We start from the raw sequence: 13227 nt of genomic DNA on the forward strand, positions 1-13227 counted from the left end.
CCGGGATCCGGGCCGCCTGGGCGGGTTGGATCACAACCCTTGCGATAAGCAGGCGGAGGGTTGAACATTTCTTTGCCTGATCATGCATCTGCCCTGGTAGGCGGCCAATTTCTGGATCTTTTACTCTCCCTTGTGCGCGTTTTACGGCAGCGCATTGAGAGAAATGGGCTCAATGTGAAAACAGTGCTGGATGTGGTGGCGATGATGAGACAGGCGGCGACGACGGCCGCCACGGCCGGCCAGGGGATGACCAGAGGAACGGCGTCACCGGCCATCTGCGCCAGCCCGGCGCGCATCCCCAGCAGCGAGGGAACGGCGACCGCGAAGCCGAGCACGGCACCGGTCCCGGCGACGAGAGCCGCCTCCGCCGCGGTCGCCGCGATCGCCTGCCGTGGCGTCGCGCCGGTCAGGCGCAGGACCGCGACGTCGCGTACCCGCGCCGACGCCGCCATCACCTGCGTGTTGACGATGGCGAGACCGGCGTAGCCGGCCGAAACCCCGACCAGCAGAAGCGTGAACAGCCAGACGAGCCGGTCCTCCTCCGCCTGTTCGCCGGCCGCGCGGTCGGCGACGCTCACCGTCTTCGCCCCCGGGAAGACCATCCCGGCCGGCCGGGACACGTACGCCTCGGGGGTCAGCGCCGACGGGTCGTGCGCCCGGACCGTGTCCCTGGCGATCACCACCTCGGCGGGCGCGTCGCGCAGGACCACCCGGATCCGCAGGCGCACCGTCCTGCCGTCCTCGAAGGCGAGGGGCACGACGTCCCCCTTCCGCCAGCCGTGGTCCCGGGCGGCCCACTCCGCGACCGTCATCTCGTCCCCGGCCAGGTGACCGTCGCCGAGCGCGGCGAGCGGCCTGCCGCCGTGCACGCTGTCGTACACGGTGGTGGGCAGCGGAGCCGAGCCGGCCGCCGCCGCGAGCGCCGCGTCGGACAGGCCGGGGGCGCCGTCGGGCACGAGCACCGCCGCCGCGCCGCCGCCCGCCGCCCCCTCCACGGTGTACGCCGCGGCGGTCGTGCGCACCATGCCGGTGACGAGCACGGTGAAGCCGACCGCCAGCAGCACCGGGGCCGCAGTGGCGGCGGTGCGCCGCACGGCCGTCATCGCGCTCCGCCCGGCCAGCATGCCCACGGCCGGCCGGGAGAACGACCACGCGAAGGCACGGACGAGCGGCGGCAGGACGACCGGCGCGAGCAGGGTGAGCCCGGCGATCAGCGCCATCGCGGCGAGCAGGACGTCGTTCACCAGGGAGTCCTCCCGGGCGGAACCGCTCGCCACCGCCAGGGCCAGACCGCCCGCGACCGACACGACGCCCGCGATCCATCTCACCCTGGTCATCGGCGTGCCGCCCGCCGCGTGGTCGCGCAGGGCCTCCAGCGGGCGGACCCGGGCGGCGCGGCCCGAGGCGGCCAGCGCGCCGAGCAGGCCCGCCGCGATCCCGGCCGCCACGGCTGCGGCCACGGGCAGCGGGGTGAACCGCACGCCGAACGACTTGGGCTCGAAGCCCGCCGTGACGAGCACCCCGCCCACGGCGGGCGCGACGGCCACGCCCAGCAGGGCCCCGGCCGTGGCCGCGACCGCGCCGACGGCGAGCGCCTCGCCGTACACGATCAGCCGGACCTGGCGCGGGGTCGCGCCGGCCGCCCGCAACAGGCCGAACTCCCGGCGCCGCTGGTTGACCCGGAACGCGAAGGTGGACGCCACCAGGAACACCGACACGAAGCCGCCGAGCAGCGCCATCGCGGTCAGCACCTGCATGCCGATCCAGCGGGTCCGCGCGTCCGCGGCGGGTTCGGCCGCCGCCCGGTCCGGCCCCGCGAGCACCTGCCCGGCCCCTGCGCCGGGCCCGGCCCCGCGTACGGCACGCCCCACCGCGGCCCGGACGCCGGCGAGATCCGCCCGCGGTTCGACGAGCACCCCGATGACCCGCACGCCACCCCCGAGCCGGGCGGCCTCGCCGTCCGACACGTACGGGCCCGGGCCGTCGGTGAGGCCGGTGACCCTGTACGGCGCCGGCCCACGCGCCGTCAGCAGCATGACGGGCGAGCCCGGCGCGAGCCCGAGCGTCCGGCCGAGCACCACCTCTCCGGCGCGGACCGGCGGCCGGCCCGCCACCAGCCGGTACGGCGCCAGCGCCGCGGTGCTCCAGCCCCGGGCCTCGTGCGCGCCCGCCGGCCTGCCCCCGACGACGACCTGGGCGTAGAAGGCGCGGTCGGGGACGGCCGCCGTGACGCCGGGCACGGATGTCAGCGCGCCGACCAGCGAGTCGACGGTTTCGGGGGACCAGGGCCGGTTCTCGGCGAAAAGGCCCTCGCCCGCGGGTGCCGTCCCCGGGCTCCGGACGAGGAGAGGCGTGGCGGCGTACCGCTCGGGCACGCGCGGGCCGGCGGAGGTCAGCAGCAGCGCGGTCGCCGAAAGGATCACGGTGCCGAGGCACAGCGCGACCAGACTGCCCACGAGCCCCGTCCACCGGCCCCGAAGCAGGGCACGCAGCAGTGGGAGGGTGCTCAGCATCGCTCCTCCAGCAGGGCCATGCGGGAGGCGATCTCGGCGGCGGTCGACCGGCCCAGCTCCCCGGCGGGCCGGCCGTCCGCCAGCAGCACGACCCGGTCCGCGTACGCGGCGGCGGCGGGGTCGTGCGTGACCATGACGACGGTCTGCCCGCGGGTGTCCACGAGTCCGCGCAGGAGTTCCATGACCGCGCGGGACGCGACGCTGTCGAGCGCGCCGGTCGGCTCGTCGGCGAAGAGCACGGCGGGCCTGCTGATGAGCGAGCGGGCGATCGCGACCCGCTGACGCTCGCCGCCGGACAGCTCGGCGGGCCGGTGACCGGCCCGGTGGGCCAGGCCGACCTCGGCGAGGGCGTCGCGTACCTCGGCCGGGTCGGGGCGGCGGCCGGCCAGGCGCAGGGGCAGCGCCACGTTCTCCTCGGCGGTGAGCGCGTCGATCAGGTTGTACTCCTGGAAGACGAAGCCGACGCGTTCCCGCCGCAGCAGGGTGAGCGCCTTCTCGTTCAGCGGGCCGAGGTCGGTGCCGCCGATCAGCACGGTCCCGGACGTCGGCCGGTCGAGCCCGGCGGCGCAGTGCAGCAGTGTGGACTTGCCGGAGCCCGAGGGCCCCATCACGGCCGTGAAGGTCCCCTGGCCGAAGCCGAGGGTCACGCCGTCGAGAGCGGTCACCGCGCCAGGCCCGGTGCCGTACACCACGCGGACCGCGTCGAGCAGCACCGCCTGCCCGGTCGCCTTTGCCGTGCCGGCCTGTGTCGTGCCGGCCTGTGTCGTGCCGGCCTGTGTCATGTCGGTTGGTGTCATGTGCCGAGCCAACCGGCGGCGGGCCCGCGAGGCATTGGCGCTGGGGCGAGATCCAGAGGTATTCCCAGCACTACCGACACCGGCGCGCCCAGCGGTTAACGTCGGTGCCGTGGCCGCCCCGCTCCCCGCTCCCGTAGCACTCCCCGCCCCCGCCGCCCCCACAGCCTCCGCACCCCGGGCCGCGCTGGACGCGCTCGCCGGGCCGCCGGGGCGTTTCCTGACCTCCGCCTGGCCCTGGCGCTCTCTGGCGTACCTGCTGGCCGGAGCCGTTCCCGGTCTCGGGTTCGCCACCGTGCTGTCGTCCGCGCGCGCGATGGGCGGCACGACGGGTGCGGTCGCCGCTGTGGCGGCGGCCGCCCTGGTGGCCGCCGCGCTGCTGACGCCCGTGGCCTGGTTCGAGCGGCGGCGGCTGCTGCTCGCCGACCGGCGGCCCGTACGCGGGCTGCCTCGCGGCCGGTGGGGGCTGCTCGGATGGAGGGAGGCGGGGCACGCTCTTGTGGCGCTGGTCGCGCTCGGCTGGGTGGACCTGCTGGTGGCGGCGGCCGCGATCGGCGGACCGGCGGTGCTGATCCTCTCCCCGGTCGTGCAGCCGATCGCCCCCGAGGGCGAGGCCACGCTGGGGGAGACCTTCATCGCGTCGGCGGCCGGGCTGCTGCTGGTGCCCGTCGCCGCGTACACGATCACCGCGTGGGCGGGCGCCAGAGCGGCGATGGCCCGGGCGATGCTCGTGCCGCAGGAGGCCGAGATGCGCGAGATCGCGCGGTCCCGGGCGCGGCTGGTGGACGCCTTCGAGGCCGAGCGCCGCCGAATCGAGCGGGACCTGCACGACGGCGCGCAGCAGCGGCTGGTGGCCCTGTCGATGAAGCTGGGCCTGGCCGGGCTCGACCTTCCGCCGGGCTCGCCCGCGGCCCTGCGGCTGGAGGAGGCCCGCGAGCTGGCCGGGCAGGCGCTCGCGGAGCTGCGCGAGCTGATCCGCGGGGTCCACCCGCAGGTGCTCGCCGACCGCGGGCTGCCCGCCGCCGTACGCGACGTCGCCGGGAGGTCGCCGGTGCCCGCGCGGGTGGACATCGCGCTGGACCGGCGGCTTCCCGAGCGGGTGGAGGCGGCGGCCTACTACGTCGTGTGCGAGGCGCTGGCGAACGTGGCCAAGCACAGCGGGGCCGGCTCGTGCGCGGTGCGCGGCCGGTCGCGTCACGGGACGTTGGCGCTGGAGATCGCCGACGACGGGCGCGGGGGAGCGGACCCGGCACGCGGAACCGGCCTGACCGGGCTCGCCGACCGGGTGGCGGCCGTCGGCGGCACGCTCACCGTCGAGAGCCCGCACGGCGGCCCGACAACGGTCAGGGCGGAGATCCCGTGCGCGTGGTGATCGCCGAAGATTCGGTGCTGCTCCGGGAGGGTCTGGCCGGCCTGCTGGAACGGTTCGGGCACAGCGTCGCCGCCGCCGTGGGCGACGCGCCCGCGCTGATCGCGGCGGTCGCCGAGCAGGATCCGGACGTCGTCGTCGCCGACGTGCGCATGCCGCCCGGCTTCAGCGACGAGGGGCTGCGGGCCGTGCTGGAGCTGCGCGCGGCGCGGCCGTCCCTCGCGGTGCTGGTGCTCAGTCAGTACGTGGAGCAGACCTACGCGGCCGAACTGCTCGACCAGGCGGGCGCCGGGGGCGTCGGCTACCTGCTGAAGGACCGCATCGGCGACGTCACGCAGTTCGCGGGCGCGGTGACGACGGTCGCGGGCGGCGGCACGGTGATCGACGCCGAGGTCGTCAGGCAACTGCTGCACGGGCGCCGTGACCCGCTGACCCGGCTCACGCCGCGCGAGCGGGAGGTGCTCGCCCTGGTCGCGGAGGGCCGGTCCAACGCCGCGATCGCCCGCGCGTTGTTCGTCTCCGAGGCGGCCGTCGCCAAGCACATCGCGAGCATCCTGGCCAAGCTCGACCTGCCCCCGGACGCCGACGACCACCGCCGGGTGCTCGCCGTGCTCGCCTACCTGCGCGGCGCCGTGTGAGCGGGTTCGAGGGCCGGAAGGTGCGGTGGCCCCGGGCGCGGGTGGGGCGTGCGGGAAGGTGTGCCGGGCGGCTCTGCGCGCGCTCGCCCGGCGGACGCCCCGTCCGTCAGCGGCCGGCGCTGGAGATGACCTTCTCGGGAACGACGCGCACGGTGATGCGCTGCTCTCCCGGCTGCCGGTAGGGGTAGGCGTCCACCCCGAGGTACTTCTTCGCCAGGCCGTCGATAACCGCGTCCGCGCCTTCGAGCTCCAGCTCGGCGGTGCCCGAGACGCTGACGAAGCGGAAGGCGTTCTGCGGGTCGAGCACGCTGACCGACACCCGGGGGTCGTTGCGCAGGTGCCGCTCCTTCGCCCGGCCCACGGCGGTGTTGAAGATCACTTCGTCTCCGTCGACGTCGACCCACACCACGGTGTTGTGCAGCGATCCGTCCGGCCGGATGGTCGTCACCCAGGCGTGGACCGGTTCCTTCAGCAGAGCTACGGCGTTCTCATCGAGCTTGCTCATCTGCTCCTCCTCGGTTCGTCAGCGCTGCCCCAGATCGGCGACAGACACGAGATCACATTCTCCCTCGGAGGACGAGGTGGGAAGACTCTCCGGGGAGAGCCGGGCGGCGCGTCGTCTCCTGAGCCATCTCACCACCTCGACGACCACGGTGATCGACAGCACGATGCCGAGGCCGAGGAGCAGGCCCTTGATCGGGTCGTTTTCGAACGCCATCCCGCCGAAGAAGCCGATCAGCCCGGAGTACACCGCCCACGAGCCCGCCGCGATCGCGTCGAAGAACGTGAACGAGCGCAGCGGATACCGTACGGCGCCCATGGTGAGCGTGGTCGCGGTGCGTCCACCGGGGATGTATCTGGCCACGACCAGGACGAGACCGCCCCGCTCGGCCAGCGCGTTCCGCGCCCAGACAAACGGCTTCTTCTCCCGCAGCCTGCCCGCCGACCTGCTGCCGATCAGGTAGGAGATATGGTCACCCGCGCATGCGCCGAGAGCCGCGACCACGATGACCAGGGCCAGGTTGGTCTCGCCCGATGCGGCGAACACCGCGGCGGTGATCACCGAGGTCTCGGCCGGCACGATCGGGAAGAACCCGTCGAGCAGCGCCAGGGCGAACAGCGCCACGTATAACCAGGGCGATGACATCACCTGCTGGACCAGGTCGAGGATGGCGTGCGACATCAGTGTGACTCCGATCATTAGGGCACGGGTACACCATGTCGACCGAAGGGCGTCGGGGACATCCGGGAGATCCCGGATCGGACGCGGGCACATCCCTCACACGGGTCAGGGCCGACACGCCATCAAGCTAGACACTCAGCAGGTCACGGCACATCGGACGATCGGCGGGTGTCACCCCCTACTTCCGTATGTGGAAGCGCCGGCGTCAGGCGAGGTCGGCGTCGTGGACGAGAATCGCGGCCTGCACCCTGTTGGCCAGGCCCAGCTTGGCGAGCAGCCGGCTCACATGCGCCTTCACCGTCGGTTCCGACAGCTTCAGCTCCCGTCCGATCTCGGCGTTCGACAGGCCGCGCGCCAGCGCCTTGATCACGTCCTCCTCCCTGGCCGTGAGCGGGGCGAGCCGCTGACGCGCGACCTCGGCACGCGAGGGCGCCTTGTGCGCGAACGAGCCGAGGAGCCGTTTGAGCACGGAGGGTGAGAGCATCGCGTTGCCCTCGGCGACCGTGCGGACCGCGGCGATCAGTTCACGTGGCGGGGTGTCCTTGAGCAGGAACCCCACGGCGCCGAGACGCAGCGCCTCGTGGACGTACTCGTCCAGGTCGAAGGTGGTCACCATGACCACCTTCGGAGGGCCGGCGGCGCGCAGAAGCCGTCCCGTGGCGGTCAGGCCGTCCATGCCGGGCATCCGGACGTCCATGAGCACGACCTCGGGCCTGAGCCGGGCGGCCGCGCCGATCGCCTCCTCGCCGTCGCGTGCCTCGCCGACGACCACCACGTCGCCCGCCGCCTCCAGGATCATCCGCAGCCCCGACCTGACCAGCGCCTCGTCGTCGATGATCAGTACGCGGATCATGCGGCGGGAATCCTCGCCCGTACCTGGAAACCGCCGTCGCACGGGCCGGCCTCCAGGGTGCCCCCGAGCAATTCGACACGTTCGCGCAGGCCGACCAGGCCCCAGCCGGACTTCGGCAGTTCCTCGCGTGCGGCGGACGGCGCGTTGCGGATGACGATCTCCAGACCGGTGGGCAGGTAACGGACGGCCACGTCGGTCTCGGCGCCGCCGGCGTGCTTGTGCACGTTGGCCAGCGCCTCCTGCACCACCCGATAGGCGGTGCGTTCCGCGGACTGCCCTATCGGGCGGGCCTGACCTTCGTCACGCCGGTTGACCACGAGGCCGAGAGCGCGAGACTGCGCGAGCAGCCGTTCGAGGTCGGCCAGTGTGGGCTGCGGGTCGCGGGAGGTGTCCTGCGCGCGCAGGACGCCGAGCACCTCGCGCAGGTTGCTCAGCGCCTCCCTGCCGACGTCGCCGATCAGAGCGGCCGTCTGGGCCGTACGCTCGTCCGGCGCGCCGACCTCCAGCGCGCCGGCGTGCAGGACCATCAGCGACACCCGGTGCGCGACCACGTCGTGCATCTCCCGCGCGATGCGAGCGCGTTCCTGGGCGCGTGCCTGATCCGCGCGCAGGACCTGTTCCCGCACCAGTTGTTCGGCTCGCTCGCGCATGGCCACGAGCACCTGCCGTCGGGCGTGGCTCCACAAGCCGGCCACCAGAGGAAGCCCGACCAGCGCACCACCCAGGATGAGCACGTTCGGCGAAGAGCCCATCGCCAGCGCCCGGTGGCCGCCGCTCAGGGAGGAGACCACCCCGCCCAGCGCCCACACCGCGGACGCGCCGGCCGCGTAGAGCCACAGGGCCCGGCGGCGCCCCAAGTGCAGGCCCGCGTAGTAGGAGGCCACGACCGCCGGCGGCCACATGGCCGGCCAGACATAGGCGACGGCCGCCATCACGGTCACCGGCCAGACCGAACGCCGGGCGACGACGGCGGCCGCCGCCGCGGCCGCGGCGATCGCCAGGGCCACAGGGGCGGGCAGCGTCGTCGCGACGCCGGCCCAGCCGTACGCGGAGCCCGCGCAGAGCAGGAACACCGCGCCGCCGAGCGCCCACGGCAGGGCCCGATCCAGGATGTTCACGCTCAGAGGCTATTGGTGCGTCCGGCGGGGCGACCCCCTACGAAAGTCGCGCACGTCGCGTGACCTTCGCAGGGGACGGTACGGCGGCGCCACTCGGCAGGGTGACGGGTATGAAACATCTCCTGATCGCCGGCGTGATCGCCCTGGCTCCGCTGACCGGCGGCGCCCCCGCCGCCTCCGCCGCCCCCGAGCCCGCCCTGCCCGCTCCGACCGGGCGCTACGCGGTCGGACGGTCCGACGTCCACCTGGTCGACTCCCACCGGCCCGACCCCTGGGTGGACGGCAGGCCGCGAGAGCTGATGGTCTCCCTCTGGTATCCGGCCGTGAAGGCGAAGGGCCCGACCGCGCCGTACGTCACCCCGCAGGAGTCGGCGCTGATCCTCAAGGGATTCCCCCAGCTGAAGGACCTCCCGCCGGACACGCTCACCAAGACGAGGACGTACGCCCGCGCCGACGCGCCCGCGCTGGCGAAGAGAGGCGGATGGCCGCTGGTGGTCATGTCGCCCGGCATGACCATGCCACGGGCCACGCTGACCTCGCTGGCCGAGGAGTTCGCCAGCCGGGGCTACGTGGTCGCGGGCATCGAGCACACCTACGAGTCGGTCGCCACCACGTTCCCCGGCGGCAGGACCGTCACGTTCGAGGCCGGCGCGGGTGGTCGGACCACGGAGCTGGGGGAGAAGGTCGCCCGGGTGCGGGCGGCGGACACGACCTTCGTGCTGGACCGGCTGGAGCGGACGAGGCGCTGGAACCGGCTGATCGACGAGCGCAGGATCGCGATGGTCGGGCACTCGGTCGGCGGCCAGAGCGCGGCCCATCTGCTCGCCGTGAGCGATCGGATCACGGCCGCGGTCAACCTGGACGGCTCCTACAACCCCACGACCCCCGCCAAGCCGATCACCAAGCCGTTCATGATGATCGGCAACCCTCGGCAGCAGCCGGTCGCCGGCGGGGAGCCGAAGTCGTGGGACCTGTTCTGGCCCCATGTCACCGGCATGTGGAAGCGCTGGCTCACCGTCACCGGTGCCGAGCACGTGAGCTTCGTCGACTACGCGGTGCTCGGGCCGCAGCTCGGCATGCAGGTCGCCCCGATGAACGGTGAGCGATCCCTGCGGATCACCCGGGACTACGTCACCGCCTTTCTCGACACCCACCTGAAGGGCGAACGGCGGCCGCTCCTGGACGGGCCGTCGGCCAAGTATCCCGAAGTCGGCTTCTGGTAGCCGGACGAGCGGGCCGGATCAGCGTGCGGAGGCCGGCTCGGGGGTGGGCATGACGCGCCGGACCTGCTCGCGCACGCGGGGCGCGAGTTCGGCGGTCATCGGCGCCTTCTCGGTACGCAGCCGGTTGAGCGCGAAGGCGAGCGCGGTGCCCCACAGCAGGTGTCCCGCCAGCAGCGCGGCCTGGCGGCCGGGGCGGTCCTTCGGGACGGGCGGGTACGCGCCGACACTCGGCGCGATGCCCTGGTAGCCGAAGTACCACACCAGCAACCCGTAAGCCGTGCCGATCGGAACGGGCACCCGCTGTCCGGCCGACAACAGGCCGAGCACCGAGCCACAGGAGGAGCCGAACGCGAAGTGCGCGATCGTGCCCAGCACGTTCTCGCCCCTCCTGGGCTTGTCCCGCCCGGAAAGGGTCAGCCGCGCGAACCGCCGCGGCGGCGGGTCCTCCAGCAGGCCGGCCCTGTCCGCCGCCATCAGCATCGCGCTGTACACGGCCGTCGCGAGCGCGCCGCCGACGGCGCCGTTCACCAGGTTGCGCATCATGAGGAGCCTTTTCCCACCCGGACCGGATCACCTGCCCTCGCGGTGCCCCGTTCTCGGTAAACAATCAAGGTCCCGGCTCGCCGGCACGGACGCGGCGACGGTCACCGGCCGGTGAGTCTGCGGAGAAGCCGGCGGACGGATCCGGAGCGCGACTCGGCGGCAGGCACGGGTTCGGCCTCCCGATCAGGGCTGGCCGCGTGGACGGGGGCGGCGGCGGGGCCGGGCACGGTCTGTGCGAGCCGGCAGCCCAACGACATGTAAGCACGCAACTGGTCGTAGTAGATGCGCCCGCTGGCGAACCTGCCGTCTTCCACCGTCCACATCCCGCACCCCGTCCAGGAGACGGGGCGGCCGGTGCCGGGGATCTCGGTGCCGTCCGGGAGCAGCATCACTCCCGCCTGGCTCCCCGACGTGACCCATTCGACGGCGATGGTGTCACCGCGGACCCGCATCGTGGTGACCTCGGTCGTCAGGTCGGGCACGGTGGAGAAGAACTGGCCGAAATACCACTCGATCTGTTCGTGCCCCTCGACCATCCCGGCGGGCGTCACGATGACGGCGTCCGGGTGGAAGCAGTCCAGAAGACTCCTCTTGTCGTGCGTGCAGAGTGCCTCCGCGAAAGCGTCATGGATCTCCCGGGAATCGGGCATGGCTCCCCCCTGCCGCCCTGCAAGGTGTTCCCGCAGGAAAGACCTGCCGGTCTCATCGAGGGGTAAGGCCTTCCCCAAGTAGACATCAGTAGCGCGGCTGCTGAGAGCGTGATCGGCCGCTCCTTTGGCCCACCTGTGATTTGGATCACAGCGAACGACGTGCCCGCCCGCGGGGAAGATCGAAGGACGCGTAAGTGATCAGCTATGACGCCTCTTACGTGACATGGCGGTTGTTTGGTCGCGAGCGAGTTCCGATGCGGCGCTGTGGGCAGCAGACGTGATCGCGGGAATCGTCGCCGGATGGCTGGACGGAGAAGACCGCTGGTTGGCGCTCTTCGGGGAGCGCATCACGTTTTTGGAAGCCGAAGGAATCTGATCCCAAATAGCGCGAGCGCCGGGCTCCCGATTCCATCGGGGGGTTCCCGGCGCCACTTCCGCACTCCAGGGAGCGCGACACACTCAGTATCCATATGCTGCCGGTCTGTCGTCAAGCCGGGTTTCAGGGCTCGCGTATCGCCAGCGGGCGAGTGCCACCGAGGCGACCGAACCAGGTCGTCGCGATGGCTCAGGCTGAACAGGTCATCCCCGGACGATCGAGGTGAGCAGCGTGTCCCAGTCGGCGAGGAAGCGGTCGAGGTTGTAGTGGGCCAGCGCCGCCGCGCGGGCCGCCTTGCCCGCCTGGACGGCGAGCTCGGGCTCGTTGGCGAACCGGTCGAGGGCGCGCAGCAGCGTGGGCAGCTTGGTCGAGACGACCCCGGCCTCCGGCGGCACCGCCTCCACGGCCTCGGTGGTGGCGAGCGCGACGATCGGCATGCCGATCATCATGGCCTCGATCAGCGACAGTCCGAGCGAGGTCCAGCGGTAGGGATGCAGGTACACCCGCCGCTTGGCCAGCTCGGCGTGCATGGCGGTCTGCGGCAGGTCCTCGAACGCCTCCATCTGGCCGTCCAGGCCGAGCTTGGACGGCAGGTTCGTCACCTTCATGCCGAACACGTCGAGCGGGGCCGCCGCGGCGAACGTGGGCAGCAGGTCGGTGCCCGCCACCCGCCAGCGCCTGATCGGCTCGTTGACGACCACTCCCGCGCGGGCCAGCTCGCCGGTGTAGAGGTAGCCGGGGTCGACGACCCCGTGCTCGATCACGTGGGTGGGGGCGCGGCCCGAGTCCCAGAACAGGTCGTTGAAGTGGGTGACGTGGACGATCGGGATGTCGTCCCGGTCGGCCAGCGGGTGCCGGCTCTTGGGCACGTCCCCCGCCGGGGTGTTGTGCTCGACGTAGACGCCGGGCACGTCGCGCCCCAGCCACTCGCGGGCCAGGTCGAGCTCGTGCGGCCGCTGGTAGACGACCACGTCGACGTCCTCGCCCGCCAGCCGGTCGTACGGGACCTCCCGCGCACTGGCGGGCCAGGGATAGGTGTCGGCCCGGCCCCGCCCGTCGGGACCGCGGTCGGGGGTGAGCGGCACCAGATACTCGTGCTCCCCGTGCACGAAGGACGTGGTCCACGAACCGTGGACATGCCAGACCATGATCCTCATCGCATCGCTCCCCGTCCGTCGTCCTGCAGACCTCGGAACACCGTGCCTCCTGTCACGCCTCCCCCGTCGTGGCGCGTCACCCCACTGCCCTGGTCGTGCCCGCTTCATCCTCAGCTGTCAGCTGAATTCCCGGAAGCACCAGGTCGATCGCCTCGGCGAGGTCGGACGCCACCTCGGGGGCCGCGGCGATCTCCTCGAGCAGCGTCTCCGGGGTCGGCACGAGAACGCCCCGGGCGCCGGCGGCGCGGGCCGCCTCCACGTCGCGGCCGATGTCGCCGATCACGACGCACTCATCCGGAGGAACGCCCAGCCGCCGGGCCGCGCGCAGCACGAGGCCGGGCGCGGGTTTGCGGCAGCCGCAGCCGTCGCCGTCGTCGTGCGGGCAGATCTCCCACACGTCGAACGGGCCGAGCAGGGCCTCCACCCGGTCGTTCACGGCCCGCAGGGCCTCCGGGGAGATCAGGCCCTTGGCCACCCCCGACTGGTTGGTCACGACTCCGATCGGGACGCCCTCCGCGCGGAGCCGGTCCAGAGCCTCCCGGGCTCCTGCGACGGGTTCGACGCGATCAGGATCGGAGTTGTATGGGACGTCGTAAACGAGTGTTCCGTCACGGTCGAAGAGCACCGCGGCGGGCCTGCGAGCGGAATCTTGCACGGGCGACCTCCTGTGCGAATCGCCCGCCGGGCTACCCCCGGGACAAAGCGGCAAACACCGGCCGATGACTACGCAGAGTAGCAGTAATTGAGTGCATCCCCCACTCACGTCGACTTCTCTACAAAGGAGTGTTTAGAAGCGCTTCTCTCGGTAAC

14 protein-coding genes are annotated in these 13227 nt (G+C 72.7%); 4 read left to right on the forward strand and 10 right to left on the reverse strand.

The window, feature by feature from the left end; all coding sequences use genetic code 11:
• Positions 1-80 precede the first annotated feature (80 nt).
• Together AB0O28_RS37385 and AB0O28_RS37390 are read right to left on the reverse strand one after the other, a co-directional pair.
• Positions 81-2513 carry an ABC transporter permease gene (locus AB0O28_RS37385; protein ID WP_363647327.1) on the reverse strand — a complete coding sequence of 811 codons (2433 nt, stop codon included), beginning with the start codon at positions 2511-2513 and terminating at the stop codon, positions 81-83.
• Entirely contained in the window at positions 2507-3310 is an 804-nt protein-coding gene (locus AB0O28_RS37390) for an ABC transporter ATP-binding protein (RefSeq protein WP_363647328.1), read from the reverse strand. The genes AB0O28_RS37385 and AB0O28_RS37390 overlap by 7 nt, the downstream gene beginning before the upstream one ends.
• Positions 3311-3419: 109 nt before the next feature.
• On the opposite strand from AB0O28_RS37390, the gene AB0O28_RS37395 reads away from it, so the two are divergent.
• Both AB0O28_RS37395 and AB0O28_RS37400 read left to right on the forward strand, forming a co-directional pair.
• Positions 3420-4679, forward strand: a complete 1260-nt coding sequence (locus AB0O28_RS37395) for a sensor histidine kinase (RefSeq protein ID WP_363647329.1) — start codon at positions 3420-3422, stop codon at positions 4677-4679.
• On the forward strand, positions 4667-5314 hold the full coding sequence (locus AB0O28_RS37400) for a response regulator transcription factor (RefSeq protein WP_363647330.1): 648 nt from the start codon (positions 4667-4669) through the stop codon (positions 5312-5314). Before AB0O28_RS37395 ends, AB0O28_RS37400 begins: the two co-directional genes overlap by 13 nt.
• A gap of 106 nt (positions 5315-5420) precedes the next feature.
• Here the strand turns inward: AB0O28_RS37400 and AB0O28_RS37405 are convergent, their stop codons facing one another.
• From AB0O28_RS37405 to AB0O28_RS37420, 4 genes are all read right to left on the reverse strand, one after another.
• Positions 5421-5819 carry a PPOX class F420-dependent oxidoreductase gene (locus AB0O28_RS37405; RefSeq protein ID WP_363647331.1) on the reverse strand — a complete coding sequence of 133 codons (399 nt, stop codon included), beginning with the start codon at positions 5817-5819 and terminating at the stop codon, positions 5421-5423.
• Between the two features lie 18 nt (positions 5820-5837).
• Entirely contained in the window at positions 5838-6497 is a 660-nt protein-coding gene (locus tag AB0O28_RS37410) for a DedA family protein (RefSeq protein ID WP_363647332.1), read from the reverse strand.
• Between the two features lie 205 nt (positions 6498-6702).
• Positions 6703-7350, reverse strand: a complete 648-nt coding sequence (locus AB0O28_RS37415; protein ID WP_363647333.1) for a response regulator transcription factor — start codon at positions 7348-7350, stop codon at positions 6703-6705.
• Positions 7347-8468: a histidine kinase gene (locus AB0O28_RS37420; RefSeq protein WP_363647334.1), complete on the reverse strand. Its 1122-nt coding sequence runs from the start codon at positions 8466-8468 to the stop codon at positions 7347-7349. Before AB0O28_RS37420 ends, AB0O28_RS37415 begins: the two co-directional genes overlap by 4 nt.
• 110 nt (positions 8469-8578) lie before the next feature.
• Here AB0O28_RS37420 and AB0O28_RS37425 point away from each other — a divergent pair, with 110 nt between their 5' ends.
• Positions 8579-9691, forward strand: a complete 1113-nt coding sequence (locus AB0O28_RS37425; protein WP_363647335.1) for an alpha/beta hydrolase — start codon at positions 8579-8581, stop codon at positions 9689-9691.
• Between the two features lie 18 nt (positions 9692-9709).
• On the opposite strand, the gene AB0O28_RS37430 is transcribed toward AB0O28_RS37425, so the two are convergent.
• Positions 9710-10234 carry a DUF6789 family protein gene (locus AB0O28_RS37430; protein WP_363647336.1) on the reverse strand — a complete coding sequence of 175 codons (525 nt, stop codon included), beginning with the start codon at positions 10232-10234 and terminating at the stop codon, positions 9710-9712.
• Positions 10235-10335: 101 nt separating this feature from the next.
• Positions 10336-10884: a nuclear transport factor 2 family protein gene (locus AB0O28_RS37435; protein WP_363647337.1), complete on the reverse strand. Its 549-nt coding sequence runs from the start codon at positions 10882-10884 to the stop codon at positions 10336-10338.
• A 223-nt stretch (positions 10885-11107) separates the two neighbouring features.
• Here AB0O28_RS37435 and AB0O28_RS37440 point away from each other — a divergent pair, with 223 nt between their 5' ends.
• On the forward strand, positions 11108-11260 hold the full coding sequence (locus tag AB0O28_RS37440) for a hypothetical protein (protein WP_363647338.1): 153 nt from the start codon (positions 11108-11110) through the stop codon (positions 11258-11260).
• A gap of 203 nt (positions 11261-11463) precedes the next feature.
• Here the strand turns inward: AB0O28_RS37440 and AB0O28_RS37445 are convergent, their stop codons facing one another.
• Both AB0O28_RS37445 and AB0O28_RS37450 read right to left on the reverse strand, forming a co-directional pair.
• Positions 11464-12417: a glycosyltransferase gene (locus AB0O28_RS37445; protein ID WP_363647339.1), complete on the reverse strand. Its 954-nt coding sequence runs from the start codon at positions 12415-12417 to the stop codon at positions 11464-11466.
• A gap of 76 nt (positions 12418-12493) precedes the next feature.
• Positions 12494-13072, reverse strand: coding sequence for an HAD family hydrolase (locus tag AB0O28_RS37450; RefSeq protein WP_363647340.1), 579 nt, complete (start codon positions 13070-13072; stop codon positions 12494-12496).
• Positions 13073-13227: the final 155 nt, after the last annotated feature.

Origin of the sequence: Microbispora sp. NPDC088329 (genome assembly GCF_040685655.1) — a bacterium.
Classification (GTDB): Bacteria; Actinomycetota; Actinomycetes; order Streptosporangiales; family Streptosporangiaceae; genus Microbispora.

What these genes read in the sequence shown, in the direction of transcription:
- AB0O28_RS37385 (WP_363647327.1), bottom strand. Translation starts at nt 2,513, where the DNA reads ATGCTGAGCACCCTCCCACTGCTGCGTGCCCTGCTTCGGGGCCGGTGG.
- AB0O28_RS37390 (WP_363647328.1), bottom strand. Translation starts at nt 3,310, where the DNA reads ATGACACCAACCGACATGACACAGGCCGGCACGACACAGGCCGGCACG.
- AB0O28_RS37405 (WP_363647331.1), bottom strand. Translation starts at nt 5,819, where the DNA reads ATGAGCAAGCTCGATGAGAACGCCGTAGCTCTGCTGAAGGAACCGGTC.
- AB0O28_RS37410 (WP_363647332.1), bottom strand. Translation starts at nt 6,497, where the DNA reads ATGTCGCACGCCATCCTCGACCTGGTCCAGCAGGTGATGTCATCGCCC.
- AB0O28_RS37415 (WP_363647333.1), bottom strand. Translation starts at nt 7,350, where the DNA reads ATGATCCGCGTACTGATCATCGACGACGAGGCGCTGGTCAGGTCGGGG.
- AB0O28_RS37425 (WP_363647335.1), top strand. Translation starts at nt 8,579, where the DNA reads ATGAAACATCTCCTGATCGCCGGCGTGATCGCCCTGGCTCCGCTGACC.
- AB0O28_RS37430 (WP_363647336.1), bottom strand. Translation starts at nt 10,234, where the DNA reads ATGATGCGCAACCTGGTGAACGGCGCCGTCGGCGGCGCGCTCGCGACG.
- AB0O28_RS37435 (WP_363647337.1), bottom strand. Translation starts at nt 10,884, where the DNA reads ATGCCCGATTCCCGGGAGATCCATGACGCTTTCGCGGAGGCACTCTGC.
- AB0O28_RS37440 (WP_363647338.1), top strand. Translation starts at nt 11,108, where the DNA reads ATGGCGGTTGTTTGGTCGCGAGCGAGTTCCGATGCGGCGCTGTGGGCA.
- AB0O28_RS37445 (WP_363647339.1), bottom strand. Translation starts at nt 12,417, where the DNA reads ATGAGGATCATGGTCTGGCATGTCCACGGTTCGTGGACCACGTCCTTC.